The sequence below is a fragment of the Ktedonobacter racemifer DSM 44963 genome, assembly GCF_000178855.1.
GTDB lineage: Bacteria > Chloroflexota > Ktedonobacteria > Ktedonobacterales > Ktedonobacteraceae > Ktedonobacter > Ktedonobacter racemifer.
This window is the reverse complement of record NZ_ADVG01000004.1, coordinates 1,413,307-1,433,984: the sequence shown is the minus strand read 5'-3', so window position 1 is coordinate 1,433,984 and position 20,678 is coordinate 1,413,307. Positions and strand designations below refer to the sequence as shown.

Genomic DNA, 20,678 nt, shown 5'->3' with positions numbered 1-20,678 from the left:
CTTTGCTTCAGCCCTGCTGTTTACCTTTCAAAAAACGCAACATGTGTTTTTGCTCTCTTGGCTACAGGAGACACATCAGTGCCCTCTCCCATCGAGAGCGTTATCTCAACGAGGTTTGTGGAAAAGTTCCGTCGTGGAGACTGGTTACCCGAGCTTTCGATACCTGGCCGAAGTCATGCCGACTTCTCGCTTGAAGGCTTTGTGAAAGGCGACTCCTGATTCATAGCCGAGAAGCTCTGCAATCTTTTCCACCTCGACGTTGTTTTTGAGCAAACGGGTCGCTCTGTGCATGCGCCAACGGGTCAGATACGTGATGGGGGTTCCCCTACCAGACGGGTAAAGCGAGCAGAGAAGACCGCGCGGGAGAGCGCCACCGCCTCCGCCAGTTCCTCAACCTTCCACCCGCGTTCAGGCGATTGATGGATCAAGCCCAGAGCCGTGCTGATGGACTGATCGTGGAGCGCTGCTAACCATCCGGTTTCGGCCCCCGCTTGCTGCTCAACCCAGATCCGTATTACTTGAATGAAGAGCAGTTCGGTTAATCGCCTGAGCATCACCTGCGTGCCCAGCCGAGGCGTGGTCGCTTCACGTGCGATCAAACGCACAATCTCGGTGAAGCCCGGCGCTATGTGGCCTTGTTCTGCAGGAATGTGAATCACTTTTGGCAAGCTGTGCAGCAAGGGAAAGGCTCCGGGATGCTCCAAACGGAACGCGCCACAGAGCACGACCATCTTTGATCCCTCGTCCGTATCTGGGAAGGCTCGGAACTCATTTTGCGCGGAATACGCCACATGCAGGACTTGCGTCAGGGGTGACGTGAGTTCATCGCAGATCGCGTGAGCGTGCCCAAAAGGGAAGAGCAGGACACCCCCACCCTCGACCCGCATCGGAGGTGTTGGATCTCCTTCGAAAGAGAGGTAGCCACCACCAGAGCTAAGCAGGTGAAAGATCATATCTTGACTGGCGGCAAAGTGATAGCGCCAGGGAGGAACCAGCGCTCTGCGCGCAGTGATACACCCTTGCAGTTCAAGTGCATCCAGGACATCTGTGAGCACGTCCATGCTCTTCTCCTCTCTTGAGACGATCAGACAACTATTCAAGACGATCTATCATAGATTGTCTCAGCATGCAAGGGTATACTCTGTCTATCGAGAAGATTTGTTCGAGTTTTGTCGCTCGAAGCTGGGTAGCTTTTCAAAAGACGTTCGTTTTTGTGGGCTACCTTTGTTAGTAGAGAAGAAAGAAGAAGGTATGAACGAAGGAATCAAGGCACCACGCTTCCACGACAAGAACGTGGTCGTCATTGGAGCGAGCCGTGGTCTGGGGCGCGCCATTGTTGCTGCAGCTCACGCTGAGGGCGCGCGGGTGCTTGCCGTTGCCAGATCAGCCGAGCCGCTCAAGCAGCTAGCAGCCGAATTTCCAGGCGTGCGGATACTCGCGCTGGACGCGACTTCGGAGGACGCTCCCGCACAGGTGTTTGAGACGCTTGCCCCAGATGTCCTCGTCGTTTGCGCGGGTGCTATCCCTCATATGGCGCCACTGGTGGAGCAAAATTGGGAGCAGTTTTCACGCAACTGGAATAGCGATGTGAAGATGTCCTTGCTCTTCTCTCAGGCCGCCTTGACCACACCGCTGCCTGCGGGGACGACCGTTATCCTCATTTCCAGCGGCGCGGCTGTGAATGGTTCGCCGCTTTCAGGCGGCTATGCAGGAGCCAAGCGCATGCAGATGTTTCTGGCGAATTACGCTCAGAAGGAAGCCGATCGCTTGCAGCTCGGTTTGCGGTTTCTCGCGCTTGTGCCGGGGGGGATTATACCTACTACCGATCTGGGGAAAGTGGCGGTCGAAGCCTACGCTTCCTCTCTCGGTATTTCCACTGCCGACTTTATCGAAAACAGGGAAGTGAAGCCGACAGCAGAGGATGTCGCCAATGCTGTTGTCGAGTGTGCAAGCAATCCGCAAGAGAGAGCAGGAAAGGCGTTCCTGGTTTCTGGAGCGGGGGTCAAGCTGGTATCGTAGGTCCGCTCCCACCACTTCTCGAATCTTGCGCTTGTTTCTGATGTCCCTGAAAAACGCAACTTTGGGGTTGCCTATTGTGGTTTTTCCTGGTATACTCTCAATAGGCAACCTGAGGATTGCCTATTGAGTAACACACAAGAGCATCTTGTTTCACTAGAGAGGAGACCCAATGACTCTTGCTGATCGTATCGAACGAACCATGGTCTTGCCTGCCCAGCGCCAACGTGTCTGGGAGGCTGTCACGAAACCAGAACAGCTTGCCCGTTGGTTTGGGGTGGTGAGTGACATGGATTTTCGCGTAGGTGGTGCCATCCAATTTACCTGGGAAAATGAACCATGCCCCTATCCTGGCGTGATCGAGGTCATTGAGCCAGAACAGCGTTTTGCCTTTCGCTGGCCTTCCTATGCTGTTAGCCATCCCAATGTCACATTTGCCACCGCGCCCAGTACGTTGGTGGAAATTACTCTGGAAGAACACGCCGAAGGGACCCTCTTGACGCTAGTTGAGTCGGGGTTTGCTTCCCTGCCTCAGCCTATTCCGGCAGAGGAAGCCTATCGCGACAACTTTGATGGCTGGCAAGAGTGCCTGAACGGGTTGCATGCCTACCTCCAGAGCCAGGAAGTCGTGTAGTCCTGGTCTGAAGGTGCTTGCTTGTTGTAGGTGATGCGGAAAAGCACCTCGTCGAAGCCGGAGAGGAGAAACAGGTGATGACTGATGAACATTCGCAGCGAGTCTTTCTGGCGCTCGCTGATCCCACGCGTCGTCTCTTGCTTCAACAATTATGCGAAGAAGGCTCAGGGACAGCAGCGGGCTTCGCTACCCGTTTGCCCATCACGCGTCAAGCAATCATCAAGCATCTGGTGACCTTAGAGCAGGCTGGTCTCGTGACGGCCCGCGAGACGGGTCGGGAGCGGCGGTATATGCCACGGCCAGAGGGATTGCAGGCCGTCACGACCTGGATTGAGGCCATTGAAGCCCAATGGGATCAGCGTCTAGCTGCCCTGCGGAGCTATCTGCTTGAGGAACCAGGCACATCCTCCGCGCAGGAGCAAGAAACCAATGCCAGAGCGAAGACACAAACGGACAAGGAGTCTGGGAGTCCATAGCTTGCGTCTGTCCAAATGGAGAGAATCATGAGTCATCCCGCATTCAAGAGGGATAGGAAAGAAGGAGTAAAATCTTATGAATATCACAGGCAAAACAATTTTGATAACAGGCACCAATCGCGGCCTTGGGAAGGCACTGGTTGAGGAAGCCTTGAGGAGAGGCGCGAAGCGGGTGTATGCCGGTGCGCGTGTACCAATGGAACATTCAGATAAGCGCGTCACGCCTTTGACCCTGGACATAACGGACACGGCCCAGATCGAGGCCGCTGTTGAGAAGGTCACATCTCTTGATATCCTCATCAACAATGCCAGTATAGCGCGATCTTTCGACGTGAGCGATCGGAGCGCGATCGAAGAGCATCTCGCCGTCGTCTTCTTCGGCACATACGACCTGACCCAGGCCTTCCTGCCGCTGCTCACTCGTGCTCGGGGAGCTATCGTCAATGTCCTCTCCCTGGCAGCCCTGGCCGCCTTGCCGGTCGTTCCGCCCTACTCAATCGCAAAGGCAGCCTCGTTCAATCTGACACAATCACTACGCGCTTTGCTGGCTGGACAGGGCGTAAGCGTTCATGCCGTCCTACCCGGACCTATAGATACCGAGATGTCCCGATCCCTGGACATACCGAAGGCCTCTCCAGAGTCCGTCGCACGAGCTATCTTCGACGGAGTGGAGAAGGGAGAGGAAGAAATCTTTCCCGACCCCATGTCTGAGTCCCTTGCAGAGAGCTGGCGCAGCGGTGCGGTCAAGGAGCTTGAGCGCCAGAATGCGACCCTCGTAGCTGCAGGGGAGGGCAAGTCATGAGCAAATTGCAAGGCCGTCGGACGAGACTACGAGAGCATTCATAGGACAGCCCTCACAAGATCGGATCGAACAACCGGATGATCAGAAAAGATAGAGAACTGTGTTGTGTCTTCATGGACAGATTGAGCCATGAATGGATTGAGTAAAGGAGAGAAACCATGACCGATCATCAGACTGGAACACGTGAAGAGTGGCTTGCGGCCCGGCTGGAGCTGCTGGAGGAAGAGAAGGCGCTGACGCGGCGCAGCGACGAACTGGCGCGGCGAAGGCTTGAACTGCCCTGGGTTCGCATCGACAAGCAGTACCGCTTCGAGACAGACGAGGGTACAGCGTCCCTCGCCGATCTCTTCAGGGGGCGCTCGCAGTTGCTCATCTATCACTTCATGTTCGGACCCGAGTACACGGCAGGGTGTCAGACCTGCTCGTCGATCGCCGACGGCTTCGACGGCTCGGTCGTCCACCTTGCCAATCACGACGTCACGCTCTGCGCGGTGTCGCTGGCTCCGCTCGCGAAACTGCAGGCGTACAAGCAGCGGATGGGCTGGAGCTTCCTCTGGGCGTCTTCGTTCGACGGCGACTTCAACTACGACTTCAACGTCTCCTTTACGGAGCAGCAGCAGCAGTTAGGAGCCATCGAATACAACTATCGCAAGGGCGACGTCAGCTCACGCACCAACGACATCGCCGCAAACGAGGCGGCAGCTGAAGGCAGGGCGAAGTTCGCGGCGGGTACCGGCACGGACTGGGCAACGTATGCGCGACAGACCCCTGGCATGAGCGCGTTCGCGCTTGAGGACGGCGTCGTCTACCATACCTACTCGACCTACACGCGCGGGTTGGACGGGCTCTGGAGCATGCAGCAGTGGCTCGACCGCGCACCACGCGGTCGCAACGAAGCAGGCCCCTGGTGGCGCCGCCACGACGAGTACGACAAGGAGTAAAACCATGCCGGGGACAGGCACGCCTGTCCCCGGCATTTGAGAAAGCGGAAGCACAAATGAGTTTGCAACGAGAATATCGTCTTTTTCTGGCGCTGCTGCTGATCCTAGCCGCTGCTTCATGGGCCATGCTGATCTGTCAGTCTGGCATGATGAAGAGTATGGGCATCGGGTTGGGGATGAGAGGGACTATGGGGATGGGAGCCGCGTTGTTCCTGGCGATCTGGGTCGTGATGATGATCGCGATGATGTTTCCCGCGACAGCCACGATGAACCTGGCTTTCGCACGAGTCCAGCGTGAGAGGCACACTGGCTGGCGGGCCTCTGTGTCTCCCTGGATCTTCGTGGGTGCGTACCTGCTGGTCTGGGCGCTCTTCGGCGTGTTCGCGTATCTCGGCGCGCTCGCCGCCTCGGGGTTGGCCGGGCAGATCCCCTGGATCATGATGAACGCGGCCCGGATTGGTGGCGGCATCCTGGTGCTGACCGGGCTCTACCAGCTTACACCCCTCAAACGGGTCTGCCTGGCAAAATGTTGCACGCCTCTGAATTTCATCCATGGCAGGTGGCATGACGGCTACATGGGTGCCTTTCGGATGGGCCTTGAGCACGGCATCTTTTGCCTGGGATCGAACTGGCTGCTCTTTGTCCTCCTCTTCCCCCTGGGCATCATGAATGTCGCAGCGATGGCAGGGCTTACCGTTGTGATCTTCGCCGAAAAAATGTTCCCCCGAGGGGAGCGCATTGCTCAGGGAGTGGGCCTGGCCCTGATCCTCTCTGGCATTCTCGTGATTGTCGTGCCCACTGCGCTCCTTCTGAACGGAACAGGGATGTAATGCTTGTACGCAATGTCGAGAGGATAATAGCGCACCCGACTCGTGACTGGAGCACCTATCCCTTCTCAAGAAGATCAGGTCTTTCGAGAGCCGAGAGCCGCATACTGCATCAGAAAAGCTATGAAAAAGATCGCGCTGGTCACCGGAGCGAATCAAGGATTAGGGCTAGCACTCGTTCGTCGCCTGAGTTGGCAATGGGGAAAGCAAGGCATTGTCTACCTGGGGGCACGTCATCGAGAACGCGGAGAGGAGGCGGTTGCGCTGTTACAAGCAGAGGGCTTGTCGCCACATCTGGCCGTTGTTGATGTCAGCGATGATGCCAGTGTCCAGAACTGTGCAGACCTGATCGGGCAGCGACATGGCGGCATAGACATCCTGATCTCCAATGCCGCTGCACGCATCATCCCCGATATTCCTTCCTCCGAGCAGATTACTGAGTTTGTCACTACCAATAATCATGGCACCGTTCGTATCCTGCGTGCGTTCGTCCCATTGCTCAATGAGGGCGGTCGGCTCCTGGTAGTTACCTCTGCCTTTGGGCGTTTGCACTACCTGCCGACCCATCTGCATTCTCACTTTGACGAGACCACTATGAGCCTCTCGGATGTGGAAAGCGTCATGGACACCTATGCGAGAGCCGTGCAGGCGGGAACAGCACAACAGGAGGGCTGGCCGGAGTGGATCAATATTCCCTCCAAGATTGGACAGGTGACAGCTATGCGCGTGCTCGCCCGTGAGATGGAGAAGCAGGTCAGGCAGAGAGGCATCCTTATTAACGCAGTCTGTCCAGGTCTGGTGGATACGGCAGCCTCGCGACCCTGGTTCACTAATATGGTGGAGGCGCAGAGCCCGGATGAGGCCGCCGAAGACGTCATCTGGCTCGCAACACTGCCCAAAGGGACTCCTGCTCCCTATGGAGAATTGGTTCAGCATAAGCAGGTCTTGCCGTTTCGCTAAGTAACCGCCGACTCCCAGGTTGAGCAGAAGCGCTCTTTTTCATCACATCACTCAATGGCTCAACCTGGGAGCTGATTTTGAGTTGGAAGCTGTAGGGTTTGCAGAGCCGATGCAAAGCGGGGAGGGGTAATACCCCAATTGACACTCAAGACTTTTGCTCTTTTTGTGGCTCACACCTCCAATAAATAGGCGCCCCGTTGACGGCGCCTATTTATTCCATGGAAGCAAGAACTAGCCTCAAACATGTCAATAACCTATTATATAAAACGAAAACGCGATATCCAACTTGAACTCAAACCAAGCCTTTTCATCCATGGATTGAAACGCGTTCCATCAGCTTCGGCTAAGTAACGGCTTTACTCCAGATCAAAGGCAGCAGGCCAGGTTACACGTCCAGGAACACGCTGGCCACTCGCAACAAGGGCGAGATACTCATCTAGTAGACTGCTCTGATTCAGCGAACATGCCATGGCGGCCTCCCAGGATGAGCATATGGCCTGACCAAATGCACTAGCTGAGGCTGAAGCTGGATGTAGAGGCAGGATACACTCGACATCAGAAGCTGCCGTCTCCACCCCCAGAACCATGGTGGCAACAATGGCCCTAGCCGCCTCATGATCACACGCGAGAAAAGCGCGTGGTTTATTGGGTTCTCTCACATGTGTTCGTGTGTAACCTACCACCTCGTGGTGGCGCGTATAGACCGTAGCATGTATCTCTGGATCAGGGCTAAGCCAATCAAGCAGGTCCAAACCTGGCTCAAGAGCCATATCTACGGTGCCCTCCTCATGACGCCATAGAGCATTGAGAGCCGCTAAATCTTCGCTTGTCGGAGCACGAGCATCAAGCTTCTCCCTGGGAAGGTTCCTAATGGGGATAGCAAGTTGTGAAGAGCCAAAGGCGTGTGTACGATAGCCAAAGCGAGGGTTAAAAATATATTTAGAGTACATTGACTAATATGGATATTTCATGATAATCTATGGACATGAAGTTGAGTCAGTATGCTAAAAAAGCTGGAGTCACCTATAAAACCGCCTGGCGGTGGTATAAAGCCGGGACCCTCGATGCCTACCAAACGCCCACAGGGACGGTGATCGTGCGCGATCCGGTGGCGGAGAAGCCAGAGACGGGGCGCATCGCCTTGTATGCGCGCGTGTCCTCTGCTGCTCAAAAAAGCGATCTCGCGCGCCAGGTGCAACGCCTGCGCGACTACGCGGCGGCCCGTGGCTACCCAGTGGCCAAAGACGTCGTCGAAATTGCATCGGGCCTCAACGACAACCGCCCGAAATTCCTCAAGCTGCTGGCCGACCCAAGTATTGGCACCATTCTTGTCGAACACCGCGATCGTGGCACCCGTTTTGGGTGGAGGTATCTCACAACGCTGCTCCAAGCCCAGGGACGCCGCATCGAAGCCATCTTTCCCCATGAGACGCAGGATGATCTCGTCGATGACGTTGTCAGCCTCATTCCCAGTATGGCGGCCCGGATGTACGGCAGGCGCGGCTCTCGGCACAGAGCCGAACGAATCAAGCAGTGCGTGGAATCTCTCATGAAAGAGGAGCGGACCGAGGAGTGCGTTTGATGAGGCGTTCTTAAGACGCAGGCGGGACCGGATCGATGCTGATTACACGCGGCTATCGCACGCAATTAGATCTCAATCACCAACAAATCACCCTCTGCAAACAGCATGCAGGCGCAGCGCGCTGGTCCTGGAATTGGGGGCTCAGACGCAAGCAAGAGGTCTATCAACAGGAGAAACGCTGGATCAGTGCGATGGAACTGCACCGGGAATTGAACACGCTCAAGCAAACCGAGATTCCCTGGATGTACGAGGTGTCAAAAGCCGCGCCGCAGGAGGCGTTACGCGATCTGGATCAAGCCTACAGGAACTTTTTCCGCCGCTGTGGCCTCAAGAAAGAAGGCAAGTGGAGGGGCAAGCCGGGGTTCCCCAAGCCCAAGACCAAACGGAAAGGAGTGGGCAGTTTCCGGCTGACAGGCAGCATTCATATTTACGAGCAAGCCATTGAACTGCCGCGCTTCGGACGGCTGCGCCTGCACGAGTGTGGCTATTTGCCTACCGGCGGCGTCGCTGTGCTCTCGGCCACGGTCAGTGAAAAGGCAGGGCGCTGGTTTGTCTCGGTGCAGGTGATTGAGCAGGTGCCTGATCCCCCACAGGCAGCTGGTCCGCCGATCGGCGTGGATACCGGGATCAAAACCCTGGCCCAATGCTCCGATGGGCGTGCCATTGCCAACCCCAAAGCCCTCACATCCGAACTCAAGCGGATCAAGCGGCTGCATCGCTGGCTCTCGCGGAAACAGAAAGGGAGCAAGAACCGCGCCAAAGCCCGTCAAAAATTAGCGCGCAAGTATGCCCGCGTCGCTTATGTGCGCGAGGATGCCCTCCACAAAGGCACAAGCCAGCTCACCCGCGCCCAACTGACGCTAGAAGAACGTGAAATCCGCAAAGCTGAGATTGCTGCGACGTTGCCAGAGCCGAAAGCCAAGGTGAAGCCAAAGCGTGGCAAGCGATCGAAGAAGGAGCCGCCTCCAGAACCCCTGCCGAAAACCATTGCGAACAAGGTCAAAGCCAAGCAGATGAAAAAACTGCTGCGCCAGGCTCGCACCTTGGATGCCCAGAGGCGTCCTGCCGTGGTCGTGCTTGAAGATCTCCATGTGGCAGGGATGCAACAGAACCACAAGCTGGCTCTGGCAATCAGCGATGTCGGATTAGGCGAGTTCAAGCGGCAAATGGGCTACAAAACGTTCTGGCAAGGAGAAAACCTGCTGTGGGCAGATCGCTGGTTTGCTTCCACCAAACTGTGCTCTGGCTGCAACCATATCAAAGAAGAGATAGACCTTTCAGAGCGCATCTATGTCTGCGAGCATCCGGCCTGTGGGCTGGTGATCGATCGTGACCTCAATGCCGCGCTGAACCTGGCAGCGCTGGCGATCTTGTATCTGAGCGGGCAGCCAGGTCCCTACTGGGAGTTCCTCGGGAAGGGTGAAACGCCTGTCGGAGAGGGCAGCTCTGGCTGATCCGTCGTGAGATGGTTCAGTGAAACTGCCCTCGGTGAAGCAGGAACCGATCCGGGTGAATGTGGCTTGTCCATATTTGTCCAAGTGTCGGAGAACGGTAGTAGCTGCTATGTCCAAGAAGGATGCTTAGCGCGTATCCCCTGGTGGCAGCGATGGCATGTCCCCTGATGATAAGCTGTCCCCCAACTCCTCGCCTCTGATAAACAGGGTCAACAGCCAGTGGCGCGAGATTAACGATAGGCAATGTTTGGCCGAGCAAGCGCATCTGGTAGGGAGAGAACAGGACATGACCAACGATTTGCCCATTTTCCTCTGCCACAAGCGAGAGCTCCGGGTCAAATGCGCGGCGCTGGCGTAGCAACATAACAATCACGGCCTCTAATGAACGATTGCCAAAGGCACGCGCATGCAAGGCGCCAATATCCGCGTAGTCGGAGACCTGTTCTGGTCGAATAAGCATACATCTTCTGCTCCAATTAATGTAGTAAAACATATGCACGCATAGCTCTACCACATCTTTCGTTGTTCCTGCTTCGTTCCCAGTTGCGCTCACACCGCAATGTGAGCCGTCTTACACCAAGTCCACAGGCACGTTTCACGTCGCGTCCGAGCCAGTACCGCCGACGGCTTGATCAATGAGCCCGATCAAGCGAAGGGCTTCATTCAAGATATTCAGACTTGCGTTATGATCGCGGTCCTGCGCGCACTGATAATAGGGGCATGATGGATTCTGGCAGGCCAAGGTGCGATCGTTCAGCGTCATCGCTTCCCATTTCCACCCACAGCAGTGGCAGGTCTTACTCGAAGGGAAGAAGCGTCCTACCTTGATTACCTGTCCACCGCGCTGCCCGACTTTGCTGAGAAGCAGGTTCAACAGTTTGCCTAGCGCGGCATCAGAGAACGAGCGAGCTAACCGCCGGTTCTTGAGCAACCCTTTGAGGTTGAGATCCTCGATGCCAATGATCCCATAACAGTTAGCAAACTGGGTCGTGAGCTTGTGGAGCACATCATCACGCAGACAGGTCACTTTATAGTGGAGTCGTGCCACCTGTCTGCGAGCTTTCTCTCGATTTTTTGAGCCAAGCTTGCGACGATGGAGCCGCTTGTTCGCCTGACGAAGTTTCTTGAGCGCGGTTTTGAGGAAGGCTTGGTTCTCGACCTTCTCTCCTGTGCTCAAGGTGGCCAGTCGGTTCAGCCCCACGTCGATGCCAACAGCAACTGGTTTCTTCACTGGGACAGGGTCGGGGAGTTCGACCTGAATGGAGACAAACCACCAGTCTGCTGTTTTGGTGATGCGCGCACCTGTCACGTTGCCCACAAAACGCAACTTCTCTGCCATATTCACCCAGCCGAGCTTGGGGATCCAGATCCGATGGTCTCCAAGCTCGAATTGATCGTTGGCGAGATAAAGGCTCAGTTTGCTTTTCTTCTTGCTCTTGAATGTGGGCCGACCGGTCTTTTTTCCCTGTTTCAAGCCGTCAAAATACGCGGCCCAGGCTTTTGCCAGATCGAGGAAGGGTTGATCAGAGGCATTCTTGGTGACCTCCCACGTCCAGGGATACTGCACTCTCCGGATCTCATTAAACTGCTTCTTGAGCTTGAAGGCTGTAGGTTTTTCGCCAGCCTCGTATTGCCGATTCCACTCAGCGAGTGCCCAGTTCCAAACGAAGCGCGAGGTGCCTGCAGCTTTGGCAAAATAGGTTTTTTGCTCCTCTGTAGGATGAAGGCGTATTTTGTGGGCTTTGATCATCCTGATCTTCCCTTTCCAACACTGCAGCTCGCTTCTATCACATTCCTGTATTCTGCAAGAGAATGCCTATTCTCCGTTCCTACATTTTAATGCATTCTCATAGCTTTTTCAATACTGTTCCAAACTCTTCCGTAGAGAGGTGTCACATGGCACCTTCTCAATGCGTTGTGATGTTGGAAGGTATGGCAAACTCATGGATTGCCTTCGCGCCTTCCTCACAATAACTGCTAGATATTAAAACGCATTGAGAAGGAGGTATCAACATGCTTCGTATGTTTTCCTGGCGCAAGGCCCTCGTTATGCTTGTGGTGAGCATGGCCCTGGTGTTGGGAACCACCCAGGCCGTGCAGGCACATGGCCTCCGTCATCATCATCACCAGGTTTCACCGGCCATCTGCCAGGTAAGTGCACGCGCGCCAGCCCTGGGACAGACTCAGCAGGTCACATCCGCGAGCAGCATCCAGTGCGCCCGCGCAGTCACCTCGCTCACAGTCAATTCGCGCCTCGAAGTCAATGTAGGCGGCTCCTGGTACAAACTCAGCGAGAGCAATTCCTCGGGTCCCTCATCTGCCAAGACCATGAGCGCAGCCGCCTCTGCCGCCTGCTCGCAGGGCCAGACCCTGACCTTTAGAAGCGTGGCCTCCGGCAGCTACCAGGACAGCACCGACTGGCATCAAGTTCCCGAGAACGCCTCCTCGGAGGTCGCCCTCAAGTGCGCATAAAGCAATAAGCTTACGCACGCGCTTACGCATAGGTAGACGCGTGCGTAACTAATACTCTTGCCTCCTAATGAACCTCCTCTTATTGCACACGAATGGTGGGAAACAGAGAGCAAAATCAGAGAAGTTTTTTTATATCTTTTAGCATAAAATGTTTTTAGCTATCTGCTGTTAGATTGCAACAACAATTACAAAGAAGGAGTGTATTATGGGAAAAGTCATGTTTGGCCTCTCGGTATCATTGGATGGATTTATCGCGGACAAGAATGATGATGTCTCACAGGTATTTGCCTGGTTTATCAACGCGTGGGAGAACTTTCATGAGATTGCGGGCGATGCACTCAATGAGAACGGCGTGGTAATCATGGGGCACAGGAGTTTCAATATGATTGATAGTGAGAATGGGTGGGTTTTCCCAGATGGTACGGCTCCCGACTGGCCAGTGATTGTCTTGCAATCGCAGGCACGCGAATCGGTGAAAAAAGGTAAGACACAATTTCACTTTGTCACTGATGGCATTGAAAGCGCGATTGCGAAAGCCAGGGAGATCGCGGGCGAGAAAAATATTGCCCTTCATGGTGCAAGCGCGGTCCAACAAGCTTTGAAGGCGGGCCTGCTCGATGAATTACATATGTCTATTGCCCATGTTCTCCTGGGTGAGGGCATCCGCCTCTTCGATCATCTCGGCCCTCAACCTATACAATTGGAGCGCATACGAACGCTTGAAACGCCGGGCGCGACCCATCTCTCATTCCGTGTGGTGAAGTGAACCCAACTTATGCCCTGTCACACTCTTTCTCAGGCGATTTTGGTCTGTTGGATCGGACTCAGCCATCATCGGTTGCCATGTGCTGACCCCGCTGGCCAATGACACACAGATTACACATATCATTGAAATTGAAGGTCCCGATGCCGAGGGCCTGGCCCAGGCGATGGGCTTCAAACAAGAAGAATTGCAAGAGACCGTTAACTCACTGGCGTGCTATGCTGAAGAGAACTAAGGCAGATCATAAATAGAGAACTAAAGCAATTATAAACGCCACGCTGACGATGCACCGTCAGCGTGGCGTTTATAATTGCTACTAGCTAGCAGGATGAGATGAGGGTCCAGACGCCAGCTGCGCCTCCGGGGACATCATTCTCTGTCCACCATTTGGCCTGCCAGAGGGAGCCGTTATAGGTCACGCGATTCCCTCCAACGTAGGCGACATTCAATTGCCACGCGGCAACACCCGCACATGAGCCGCCGGGATTGGGCGTGGGGGTCACGGTCGTAGTAGGCGTGGGGGTCGGCGTGGAGCCTGACGTGGGCGAGGGCGTGGGAGTCGGTGGAGGTGGTGTCGCCCCCGCGAACTGCACAATAACCTTGGTAAAGTCCCAATCGCTCTGTGGAACACTGCTACAAGTACCCGAGAGTGAGCCATTGTTATCAGGGGGATTGCACTGGCGATCCCGGTTGACCGACCAGAAGGTGTAACGCGCCAGGTGGTTGCTCTCGGCAAAATTGAGCACGGTCTGGAAATCTGACTGGTAGAAGTATTCCGCGCTATCGGTCCGACCATTCATCGATGAGATACCCTCATGCGCGTAGGCAGTCGCGCTACTCCAGCCAAAGGTATTCATCAGAATCGTGTTAAAGCTCTGTAGGGCACTGATCTGGCTGCTGGCACCGCTAAAACCGCCATCGAAGGGCATGATCGCGTAGTTGTTGGGGGTATAGCCCAGCGTCTTCGCGTTGTTGAGCAGTTGCTGACCAAAGTAGCCCGTGCCGCTAGTGGTACCAGGAATGGTAATCGATTCGTAGAGGCCGGGATTATTGGCCTGGAGAATCTGGGCCGCAGCCAGCTCGTTATTGATGGCAGTAGCGTTCTCGTATTCTGGCTCCTCCAGGTCGAAATCAAGGGCGTGGAGACTATACTTGTTAATGATGGCCTGCTCCGCGGCGGCGGTGGCCTGGGGCGTGCCACAGGTCTGTCCAAGCTTATTGCCATTATAGCCGCCAAAGGAGACCACGACATCCCCGCCAGCCGCACGAATCGCGTTGATAATGGGAGCCATCTGCGTATCGGAGGAGACATTGTCCAGCCCAGCATCGGTCTCCCAGGCAGGGGTACAACCGCCGTTGGCCACGATAAAGGCCAGGGTAAAGGCCTTGACCCCGCTCGCCGACATGACCGATGTCAGGCTGGGAGGGTTGTTGGCGAGAGGCATGACATAGGGAGCCGCATTATACCAGTTTGTGTTGAAGGCCGCCTTCGCCGTGGATGGTTTATCGGCGATAGCGATCAGAAGAGAGAAGAGAAACAATCCAACCAGGGAGAGGGCGCCCAGGCGCAACAGCTTCTTTTTCGACATGCGTCACTCCTTGCGTTACATAGTGCCAGCAATCCTTGCGGGCAAACATTACCGCTGTCAGTCGATCCCAATTGCGCTTTGATCCAGCTATGCAACCCATCACACCTTCCCGGCTCGCTTACTTACATACATCCGGTAGACAGGTCTACCGTTCACACAAGTTTTAGGGCACAACCCTCCAGGCTACAAAAAAGCTTATTTTGCAGCAGAAGAGTGAGCAAGGTGAGTAATACGTTGAATAGCACTGTAACAGGAAGACACTAAATACAAGTGAACTTATACATGAGTGTACCCAATCCTCATACTAATGTCAATATGTATATACCAATTTTTTAAGCCAATTTTTAAGGTTTTCTCACATATTTTCTCTTCCACCTCGGCTCGCAAGCTCGCTTGTATGTAGTATGTGTGAGCATGTGGCACTGACATTCGCCAGTGCCACATGCTCACACATACTACCTTGAGCGCCGTAGGCGCGAAAGTAGGCAATACATTCGTGACGACTCCCCACGGATAAATCCGGGGGCTTCTCGAGCCGCGCCGAAGCGCGCCTGAAGGCTCCGTCCGAGCCTATCGTTCGTTGCAACCACACCGAGCGGCTTGTGGGCTCTAAACTCAGTGTATCGGCTGGCACACAAACGGTCAACACGGTAGTGTTTTTACCCCAGGCCCTTCGCCTGGGAACCTGTACACTATTTAGTTGGAAGTGTGCTCTGAACTACCTGACTATTCTCGCACAGGAGTCGAAAAGCGGAAAACCCCGCCACCCTATCCTCCTTCAAAGGACTCGCTTCTATCCCCGGCCATAAATGGCGGGGTCTTACGCTCGACGTGATAAGGCTGCGCGTTATTTTGTCCATTTTTGCGAATATACTAATGAGATCTCAAAAATAGTGGAGTAAGCAATGCAACAACCCGACCCGGTCCCTGAGCAACCAATGGATCTTTACGAGAGGCACGCTCCGACTGTGTTGGCATACCTGCTGAGGCAGCTAGGTTCGCGTGAAGATGCGGAAGATATATTGCTGGAGGTATTTACTATCGTTCTGGAAAAAGGGTCAGCTTTACGACAGGATGAACGTCCGTTACGCCCATTGATTATGGCCATAGCTCGTAACAAGGTCGTTGACCATTACAGGCGCTCACGACGCTTTCCCCAGGTATCGCTTGTTGGTGTCGAGGAGCGTATTTACGAGCGCGAGGAACGTGAGCCTGAACAGGCAACCCTGCGCCAGGAAGAGTACCAGCAACTACAAAGGCATGTGCGAAACCTGCCAGAGATGCAACGCGAAGTCTTGCAATTGCGCTTTGGCGAGGGCATGCACTGCGCGGAGATTGCCCAGGTGGTATCGAAAAGTGAGAGCGCAGTTCGCGCCTTACTCTATCGCGCGCTAAAACTGCTACGTAGCGTCTACGACGATGAGCGGGCAGAAAGGAGTTTCTGATGAATGAGCATAGCAAAGATTTCCACCAGGAGCAACTCGATCAGCAGATCGAACAGCCTGCTCGCTACCTGGATGGCAAGGCAAGATATCTGGTGGAGGATCTCCAGCAGATGTATCACACCCAGAGGGATGATAAGCAGGCAAACGAGGAGTCGCTACAGCGCGTGCGCAGACTCCTGGAGAGCCGCTTGCAGCCTTCACACCAGGAAACAAATATCCTTACATTCGCAGAATTACGCGAACATCGTGAAAGGAAGACGATGATGATCGATAATGCCCCTCAATCTGAGGCAGCCAGTCCACGCAAGAAGGATCTTGCATCTCAGCGCAAACCCAGGTGGCGCCGCCTCTCGCACCTTTTCAATACCATCGCCGCCGTCCTGGTCGTCGCTGTCCTGATTGGCAGCGCCGCACTCCTGCTAAATGCACGCCGAAACGCTAATCCAGCGACAATAACTGGCTCCTCCAACCATGTCACGACCCAACCACAAGTGAAGCTTGATTGTTCTCATATTTTCGCAGATGGCAACTACATTCCCGAAAATGGCGAACATGCAGTCTGTTTGCAGGGCAAAGAGACGCCATTGCAGAAATCAACGACACTTAACAAGCATAAGTTCACACTGATCTCCGCCTATGCGGATGCCAACCGCTTACTCATTAAGTTTGCTATATCTGGTAACGCTATTAATGATGGCTGGGTAGCCATATCTAAGCTAACCATTCAGGATGGTAATCAGACAGACGTGTACGATCCAGCAAATACCTACTGGTCGCATGGTGGTGGCTATTACTATGATCAAAAGAGCAATCAGACGTTTTTCCTGGCGCCCTACTCAACGCCCCAGGATGTAATCAACACGAAACAGCTTCAAATAACGGCTGAGTTCTATGCGCTTGGAGGTGCCACCGATCCCGCAGGGACGAGCTTCTCAACCCCACCTTTCAACTTTACCGTGCCAATGCAAAGCGCAAAACGGATCGTGAACCCTAATCAGAGCCTCGTCATCAACGGACACCGTTTGAAGCTCACCCAGGTCTGTATCACCCCGAGCGCGACCTACCTCTCCGTGACACCTGAAGAGGCAATAAACACTCCTCCCGAACGAACGTATTCAGCCACAATCAACGGGAGCAAAGCCGAAATCTTTGAGGTCGACAATCAGGGACACCTCCTTGGCAAAGGAGATCCTCTCCAAAGCATGTCCATCGCCATCACCGAGAACTGGCTCGACCAGCCAACCGCCTGGACTTTAAAGCTCCGATCCACAGGCGCCCCCCTGGGCACCGGCAGCAGCGAGATCCACTTCAACGTCCCACCCGCCTCCAAGTAGTTGTCTAAATCTATGTAGTGTGTTTACAAAAACGTGTAGGGTCCAGGCTAGCCCGGGGACCCTACACGTTTTTGTAAACACACCATTTAGCCAAGCGCCATGCGCGTCAGGGCTTTTTCAAAGGAGACGTCGACGAGATCATCGCCGGTAACGTAGCGCCAGAAGCGGGCACGCATGATATGCTCCAGGCGGGCCTCGTTCCCCTGCCAGGGCAGATAGCCGCGCTCAATGATGCTCGTGACCTCGGGATCTTGATAACCCTCGGTATTAAACAGGTTGCGCTGCTGCTGCCGGGGATGCAGGCGTAACTTGAAGACATAGCGCGTCTGGTCAGTATGATTGGGCTGAGCGCAATGCCAGATAGCCTGGTGCATAAAGACAATCGTGCCTGCCTTGGCGGCGAGCTGACGCTGACCAACGATATTCTTGTAGCGGGCGATACTGCCAGTATTAACACGTCGCAGGTGCGAGCCAGGCAGAATCAGCGTCGGCCCCATCTCGACGGGTGCATCATGCGTGAAGTAGAAGGCCTGAATATCAAAGGCAAAAGGACGCGTATCAATCACGGAGTCGGCGTGCCACTCCTGGGCTTTGAGGCGGCGCGGACCAACGATATGGAGATAGGAGTGATCATAAGTGGGATCGACGCCAACGAAGCTCTGCACTGCGCCTTTGACCTGGGGCAGATCAAACACGGCTCGCACAACCTCTGAACGCTGCCAGAAATGATAGCCCGCATCTGGTATACGCTTCTCATCCGCCAGCACGGCCTCGTTATGTTCAGGCGGCACCAGTTCATCGAGCTGCAAATAGCCATAAGTGACAAAATGCGCCATCTGGCTAGCCGTCAAGAGATGCTGCCGTTCTACCTTACTCATGAAGCGTTACCTTTCGTTCCAGGACATACTCATAGGGGAGATGTCCGCTTTCGTGCTCATATCCATGGGTATAGAGAGGCAGCGTTGGCACCTGGAGCACATTCCAGCCATCGCGCATGGCCTCCAGGACGGAGAGATAGGGGGGGTCGTAGGAATCCCCCGACTGCATTGGAGGGGTTCCACTGGGTGTGGCTCCATCGTAGAGCGCCCAGGCGACTGTGTCTGATTCCAGACTGGGCAGCGCCAGGTGGAGAATCAGAATTTGCTGGCGAGTCTGACTCATTGAGACACCTTTCTTGTTTCTTTGCTAATGAGATCTGTAGGGTCGAGACCCATGATTCATCGTTGGTGTACCCGCAGGCCGACACCCCCGCGTAGGAAGGGTCGCCGCGCTTGGAGGCCGAGCAAGCTCTGTCCCTACAGGAGGCTGGATGCCCCAAGAAAACCGTGTCGGTTTCTTTCACAAAGAGTACACTCTATGGCGTCTCAATGGTATACTCAGATTCGAACCAGTTGTGTCCGATTCCGACCTGTTTCTCTACTCAGGCAAGCCTTCAAAGAGGAATTTAGATGCTTGACCACGTTCATATCCGACTCCTGGCTTACCACGTTATACGACTGGAGCCACCCTTCTGGCACTTTCCCACGCGCTACAGCAGTTTCTGGCGCTTTTATTGCAATGACGCCAATGGAGCATGGATTGAACACGCGGGACAGCACTATACCCTGGAACAGGGACGCCTGTATTTCATTCCCGCCAAGGTACCCTTCTCCACCAATCTCTTGCAAAGCGTTGGGCACCTGTATGTCCACTTTGACATGCTAGGCCTCCCTTACCAAATGCAACAGGAAAACTTTACCAGCCCCATCTGTCTACCAGCCAGGCCCACACTAGAAGAGGCCGTATGCACACTCCGCGCCGAATTAGAGCAACAAAAGCTGGATCTCTTCTTACAGTTACGCATTAAGGCTATCCTCTACGAGGCGCTGCTACTCTATCTCCAGAACCTGACGGATGAACAGATCCAGCGTTATCTGCTACAATCTGAGACCATCGAGCCGATTCTCCCCGCGCTACAATATATCGAGGCTCACCTGGAGGACACGCTCTCCAACGCTATCTTAGCGCAGCTCTGCCATATGACGCCTGACTACTTCATCCGTTGCTTCCGCCTGAGCATGGGCCGCACCCCCGTCCAGTATATCCAGGAACAGCGCGTCAAACAGGCCGAACAGCAACTCCTGATGACCAATCAGAGCATCGAACAGATCGCCGCCGCCAGCGGCTTTGGTAGCCGCTATTATTTCACGCGCATCTTTACGCGTCACATCGGCGTCTCACCCGCCGCATACCGCAAAGGCCTCTGTGGAGTATGATGTTATGGTCTGTGGCGAGAATGCGGTCAAACTGTTCACTGCTGACGCTCACCTGGGAGAGAATAATGGGTTTGAGGGCTTGATAGAGGTAAGGGTTATTGGCGGGAGCGTGGCTCTGCCACGCTCCCGCCAATAACCCTTACCCAGCGAGCACCTCAGGTGCGAGAAGTGGTATTACCTCACATTTGTAATAAAACTAGATAAAAACTCTAGTCAAATCTCAGTTTATCTGCTAATTTATATACATATCGCGCCATTGGCGCCTGTGATTTTATCTATTCATAAGGAGAAATCCCTTTTATGGCCTACTCATATCAAACAGGTCCAACTCTCTCTCCCGCTGCCCAGCAGGCATTGGGCACCTATCAGCTGGGCACCCCTCAGGCGGAGTTTAAGGTAGGCTTAAACCGCCACTACCTCACTGGAATTATCGCAGGGCTTGTCGTGACCGGTATCTTTGGTGCCATTGTCCTCGTAGGTGGCGATGGCAGCAGCAGCAGCGTGATTCTCTCCCTCTTCGCGCTGCTTGGTCTGGTGCTCCTGGTTTACTATGTTGTAGATTTCCTGGTCCATATGTCCTGGCGTGTCTACCTCTGCGACCAGGGCTTCCTGCTGATGAAGGGTAACCAGCCGGATGTGTATCGCTGGGACCAGATCCAGGGCATGTGGCAGGAGGTCACCAGACACTACCGCAACGGCATCTATACGGGTACGACGCATAAATACACGATTCAGCGCCTGGATGGTCAGAAAGTCATCTTTAATGACAAATTCAAACAGGTGGAGAAGCTCGGCGATGCCCTGAGCGGGGCCATCACCGACTTTCTGCTGCCACGCGCCCTGGCCTCCTATAACGCGGGCCAGGTCCTCAATTTTGGTCCCCTCAGCGTGAGCAAGCAGGGCGTCAGCAATAGCAAAGAGACCCTTCCCTGGCACGAGATCAAAGAGTTCGGCGTCAATCGTGGCTACATCTCCGTGCGCAAAGAGGGCAAGTGGCTCAATTGGTCCACCATCGCCGTCGCCAAAATCCCCAACTTCTTCGTCTTCATGGCCCTGACCCGCTCCATCCTAAAGCAGGTCAGGAGGTAGCAATATAGGCCCCGAGCGACGCTGCTATCGGCAAAATGC

The 20,678-nt window shown here is 54.6% G+C and carries 22 protein-coding genes and 1 pseudogene; 16 read left to right on the top strand and 7 right to left on the bottom strand.

The annotated features are described in order from the left end of the window. Window positions 1–144: 144 nt before the first annotated feature. Window positions 145–1,061: pseudogene (locus KRAC_RS47960) on the bottom strand (AraC family transcriptional regulator). 190 nt (window positions 1,062–1,251) lie between these two features. On the opposite strand from KRAC_RS47960, the gene KRAC_RS47955 reads away from it, so the two are divergent. The 7 genes from KRAC_RS47955 to KRAC_RS47925 all read left to right on the top strand — a co-directional run bounded on the left by KRAC_RS47955 (window position 1,252) and on the right by KRAC_RS47925 (window position 6,656). After that, the gene (locus tag KRAC_RS47955; protein WP_007919745.1) at window positions 1,252–2,019 is read left to right on the top strand and encodes an SDR family oxidoreductase; all 768 of its coding nucleotides are present in this window, start codon (window positions 1,252–1,254) and stop codon (window positions 2,017–2,019) included. Window positions 2,020–2,188: 169 nt separating this feature from the next. Further along, window positions 2,189–2,650 carry an SRPBCC domain-containing protein gene (locus KRAC_RS47950; protein ID WP_007919744.1) on the top strand — a complete coding sequence of 154 codons (462 nt, stop codon included), beginning with the start codon at window positions 2,189–2,191 and terminating at the stop codon, window positions 2,648–2,650. Window positions 2,651–2,727: 77 nt separating this feature from the next. Beyond that, window positions 2,728–3,126, top strand: coding sequence for an ArsR/SmtB family transcription factor (locus KRAC_RS47945; protein WP_007919743.1), 399 nt, complete (start codon window positions 2,728–2,730; stop codon window positions 3,124–3,126). A 76-nt stretch (window positions 3,127–3,202) separates the two neighbouring features. Continuing rightward, the gene (locus KRAC_RS47940; protein WP_007919742.1) at window positions 3,203–3,928 is read left to right on the top strand and encodes an SDR family NAD(P)-dependent oxidoreductase; all 726 of its coding nucleotides are present in this window, start codon (window positions 3,203–3,205) and stop codon (window positions 3,926–3,928) included. 158 nt (window positions 3,929–4,086) lie between these two features. Next, window positions 4,087–4,869 (top strand): DUF899 domain-containing protein, encoded by a 783-nt coding sequence (locus tag KRAC_RS47935; protein ID WP_007919741.1) that lies wholly within the window; start codon window positions 4,087–4,089, stop codon window positions 4,867–4,869. Window positions 4,870–4,925: 56 nt separating this feature from the next. Beyond that, complete coding sequence (locus tag KRAC_RS47930; protein ID WP_007919740.1) at window positions 4,926–5,699, top strand: DUF2182 domain-containing protein; 774 nt, start codon at window positions 4,926–4,928, stop codon at window positions 5,697–5,699. Window positions 5,700–5,819: 120 nt separating this feature from the next. Next, window positions 5,820–6,656 carry an SDR family NAD(P)-dependent oxidoreductase gene (locus tag KRAC_RS47925; RefSeq protein WP_007919739.1) on the top strand — a complete coding sequence of 279 codons (837 nt, stop codon included), beginning with the start codon at window positions 5,820–5,822 and terminating at the stop codon, window positions 6,654–6,656. Window positions 6,657–7,012: 356 nt separating this feature from the next. Here the strand turns inward: KRAC_RS47925 and KRAC_RS47920 are convergent, their stop codons facing one another. Continuing rightward, complete coding sequence (locus tag KRAC_RS47920; RefSeq protein WP_157507982.1) at window positions 7,013–7,426, bottom strand: hypothetical protein; 414 nt, start codon at window positions 7,424–7,426, stop codon at window positions 7,013–7,015. 209 nt (window positions 7,427–7,635) lie between these two features. Between KRAC_RS47920 and KRAC_RS47915 the strand changes: the two genes are divergently transcribed. Together KRAC_RS47915 and KRAC_RS47910 are read left to right on the top strand one after the other, a co-directional pair. Next, a complete protein-coding gene (locus tag KRAC_RS47915; protein WP_007919735.1) occupies window positions 7,636–8,238 on the top strand; it encodes an IS607 family transposase in 603 nt (200 codons plus the stop codon). Between the two features lie 35 nt (window positions 8,239–8,273). Further along, window positions 8,274–9,692, top strand: a complete 1,419-nt coding sequence (locus KRAC_RS47910) for an RNA-guided endonuclease InsQ/TnpB family protein (protein ID WP_007919733.1) — start codon at window positions 8,274–8,276, stop codon at window positions 9,690–9,692. Between the two features lie 16 nt (window positions 9,693–9,708). On the opposite strand, the gene KRAC_RS47905 is transcribed toward KRAC_RS47910, so the two are convergent. Continuing rightward, window positions 9,709–10,152, bottom strand: a complete 444-nt coding sequence (locus tag KRAC_RS47905) for a GNAT family N-acetyltransferase (RefSeq protein WP_007919731.1) — start codon at window positions 10,150–10,152, stop codon at window positions 9,709–9,711. 135 nt (window positions 10,153–10,287) lie between these two features. Next, the gene (locus KRAC_RS47900; protein WP_007919729.1) at window positions 10,288–11,442 is read right to left on the bottom strand and encodes an RNA-guided endonuclease InsQ/TnpB family protein; all 1,155 of its coding nucleotides are present in this window, start codon (window positions 11,440–11,442) and stop codon (window positions 10,288–10,290) included. Window positions 11,443–11,705: 263 nt separating this feature from the next. On the opposite strand from KRAC_RS47900, the gene KRAC_RS47895 reads away from it, so the two are divergent. From KRAC_RS47895 to KRAC_RS72870, 3 genes are all read left to right on the top strand, one after another. Beyond that, window positions 11,706–12,164 (top strand): hypothetical protein, encoded by a 459-nt coding sequence (locus KRAC_RS47895; RefSeq protein WP_007919727.1) that lies wholly within the window; start codon window positions 11,706–11,708, stop codon window positions 12,162–12,164. Window positions 12,165–12,369: 205 nt separating this feature from the next. Next, window positions 12,370–12,930, top strand: a complete 561-nt coding sequence (locus tag KRAC_RS47890) for a dihydrofolate reductase family protein (RefSeq protein ID WP_007919725.1) — start codon at window positions 12,370–12,372, stop codon at window positions 12,928–12,930. Window positions 12,931–13,009: 79 nt separating this feature from the next. After that, entirely contained in the window at window positions 13,010–13,162 is a 153-nt protein-coding gene (locus tag KRAC_RS72870; RefSeq protein ID WP_157507967.1) for a hypothetical protein, read from the top strand. Window positions 13,163–13,247: 85 nt separating this feature from the next. Here the strand turns inward: KRAC_RS72870 and KRAC_RS47885 are convergent, their stop codons facing one another. Beyond that, window positions 13,248–14,516 (bottom strand): chitinase, encoded by a 1,269-nt coding sequence (locus tag KRAC_RS47885; protein ID WP_007919723.1) that lies wholly within the window; start codon window positions 14,514–14,516, stop codon window positions 13,248–13,250. Between the two features lie 905 nt (window positions 14,517–15,421). Here KRAC_RS47885 and KRAC_RS47880 point away from each other — a divergent pair. Both KRAC_RS47880 and KRAC_RS47875 read left to right on the top strand, forming a co-directional pair. Further along, window positions 15,422–15,961 (top strand): RNA polymerase sigma factor, encoded by a 540-nt coding sequence (locus KRAC_RS47880; protein WP_007919722.1) that lies wholly within the window; start codon window positions 15,422–15,424, stop codon window positions 15,959–15,961. Next, a complete protein-coding gene (locus KRAC_RS47875) occupies window positions 15,961–17,295 on the top strand; it encodes a hypothetical protein (RefSeq protein WP_007919721.1) in 1,335 nt (444 codons plus the stop codon). Before KRAC_RS47880 ends, KRAC_RS47875 begins: the two co-directional genes overlap by 1 nt. A gap of 86 nt (window positions 17,296–17,381) precedes the next feature. On the opposite strand, the gene KRAC_RS47870 is transcribed toward KRAC_RS47875, so the two are convergent. Continuing rightward, a complete protein-coding gene (locus KRAC_RS47870) occupies window positions 17,382–18,173 on the bottom strand; it encodes a phytanoyl-CoA dioxygenase family protein (RefSeq protein ID WP_007919720.1) in 792 nt (263 codons plus the stop codon). Then, a complete protein-coding gene (locus KRAC_RS47865; protein WP_007919719.1) occupies window positions 18,166–18,456 on the bottom strand; it encodes a hypothetical protein in 291 nt (96 codons plus the stop codon). The genes KRAC_RS47870 and KRAC_RS47865 overlap by 8 nt, the downstream gene beginning before the upstream one ends. Window positions 18,457–18,743: 287 nt before the next feature. On the opposite strand from KRAC_RS47865, the gene KRAC_RS47860 reads away from it, so the two are divergent. Both KRAC_RS47860 and KRAC_RS64015 read left to right on the top strand, forming a co-directional pair. Beyond that, window positions 18,744–19,550 (top strand): AraC family transcriptional regulator, encoded by an 807-nt coding sequence (locus KRAC_RS47860; protein ID WP_007919717.1) that lies wholly within the window; start codon window positions 18,744–18,746, stop codon window positions 19,548–19,550. A gap of 300 nt (window positions 19,551–19,850) precedes the next feature. Further along, window positions 19,851–20,639, top strand: a complete 789-nt coding sequence (locus tag KRAC_RS64015) for a DUF6585 family protein (protein WP_007919715.1) — start codon at window positions 19,851–19,853, stop codon at window positions 20,637–20,639. Window positions 20,640–20,678 lie beyond the last annotated feature (39 nt).

What these genes read in the sequence shown, in the direction of transcription:
- KRAC_RS47955 (WP_007919745.1), top strand. Translation starts at nt 1,252, where the DNA reads ATGAACGAAGGAATCAAGGCACCACGCTTCCACGACAAGAACGTGGTC.
- KRAC_RS47950 (WP_007919744.1), top strand. Translation starts at nt 2,189, where the DNA reads ATGACTCTTGCTGATCGTATCGAACGAACCATGGTCTTGCCTGCCCAG.
- KRAC_RS47945 (WP_007919743.1), top strand. Translation starts at nt 2,728, where the DNA reads ATGACTGATGAACATTCGCAGCGAGTCTTTCTGGCGCTCGCTGATCCC.
- KRAC_RS47940 (WP_007919742.1), top strand. Translation starts at nt 3,203, where the DNA reads ATGAATATCACAGGCAAAACAATTTTGATAACAGGCACCAATCGCGGC.
- KRAC_RS47935 (WP_007919741.1), top strand. Translation starts at nt 4,087, where the DNA reads ATGACCGATCATCAGACTGGAACACGTGAAGAGTGGCTTGCGGCCCGG.
- KRAC_RS47930 (WP_007919740.1), top strand. Translation starts at nt 4,926, where the DNA reads ATGAGTTTGCAACGAGAATATCGTCTTTTTCTGGCGCTGCTGCTGATC.
- KRAC_RS47925 (WP_007919739.1), top strand. Translation starts at nt 5,820, where the DNA reads ATGAAAAAGATCGCGCTGGTCACCGGAGCGAATCAAGGATTAGGGCTA.
- KRAC_RS47920 (WP_157507982.1), bottom strand. Translation starts at nt 7,426, where the DNA reads ATGGCTCTTGAGCCAGGTTTGGACCTGCTTGATTGGCTTAGCCCTGAT.
- KRAC_RS47915 (WP_007919735.1), top strand. Translation starts at nt 7,636, where the DNA reads ATGGACATGAAGTTGAGTCAGTATGCTAAAAAAGCTGGAGTCACCTAT.
- KRAC_RS47910 (WP_007919733.1), top strand. Translation starts at nt 8,274, where the DNA reads ATGCTGATTACACGCGGCTATCGCACGCAATTAGATCTCAATCACCAA.
- KRAC_RS47905 (WP_007919731.1), bottom strand. Translation starts at nt 10,152, where the DNA reads ATGCTTATTCGACCAGAACAGGTCTCCGACTACGCGGATATTGGCGCC.
- KRAC_RS47900 (WP_007919729.1), bottom strand. Translation starts at nt 11,442, where the DNA reads ATGATCAAAGCCCACAAAATACGCCTTCATCCTACAGAGGAGCAAAAA.
- KRAC_RS47895 (WP_007919727.1), top strand. Translation starts at nt 11,706, where the DNA reads ATGCTTCGTATGTTTTCCTGGCGCAAGGCCCTCGTTATGCTTGTGGTG.
- KRAC_RS47890 (WP_007919725.1), top strand. Translation starts at nt 12,370, where the DNA reads ATGGGAAAAGTCATGTTTGGCCTCTCGGTATCATTGGATGGATTTATC.
- KRAC_RS47885 (WP_007919723.1), bottom strand. Translation starts at nt 14,516, where the DNA reads ATGTCGAAAAAGAAGCTGTTGCGCCTGGGCGCCCTCTCCCTGGTTGGA.
- KRAC_RS47880 (WP_007919722.1), top strand. Translation starts at nt 15,422, where the DNA reads ATGCAACAACCCGACCCGGTCCCTGAGCAACCAATGGATCTTTACGAG.
- KRAC_RS47875 (WP_007919721.1), top strand. Translation starts at nt 15,961, where the DNA reads ATGAATGAGCATAGCAAAGATTTCCACCAGGAGCAACTCGATCAGCAG.
- KRAC_RS47870 (WP_007919720.1), bottom strand. Translation starts at nt 18,173, where the DNA reads ATGAGTAAGGTAGAACGGCAGCATCTCTTGACGGCTAGCCAGATGGCG.
- KRAC_RS47865 (WP_007919719.1), bottom strand. Translation starts at nt 18,456, where the DNA reads ATGAGTCAGACTCGCCAGCAAATTCTGATTCTCCACCTGGCGCTGCCC.
- KRAC_RS47860 (WP_007919717.1), top strand. Translation starts at nt 18,744, where the DNA reads ATGCTTGACCACGTTCATATCCGACTCCTGGCTTACCACGTTATACGA.
- KRAC_RS64015 (WP_007919715.1), top strand. Translation starts at nt 19,851, where the DNA reads ATGGCCTACTCATATCAAACAGGTCCAACTCTCTCTCCCGCTGCCCAG.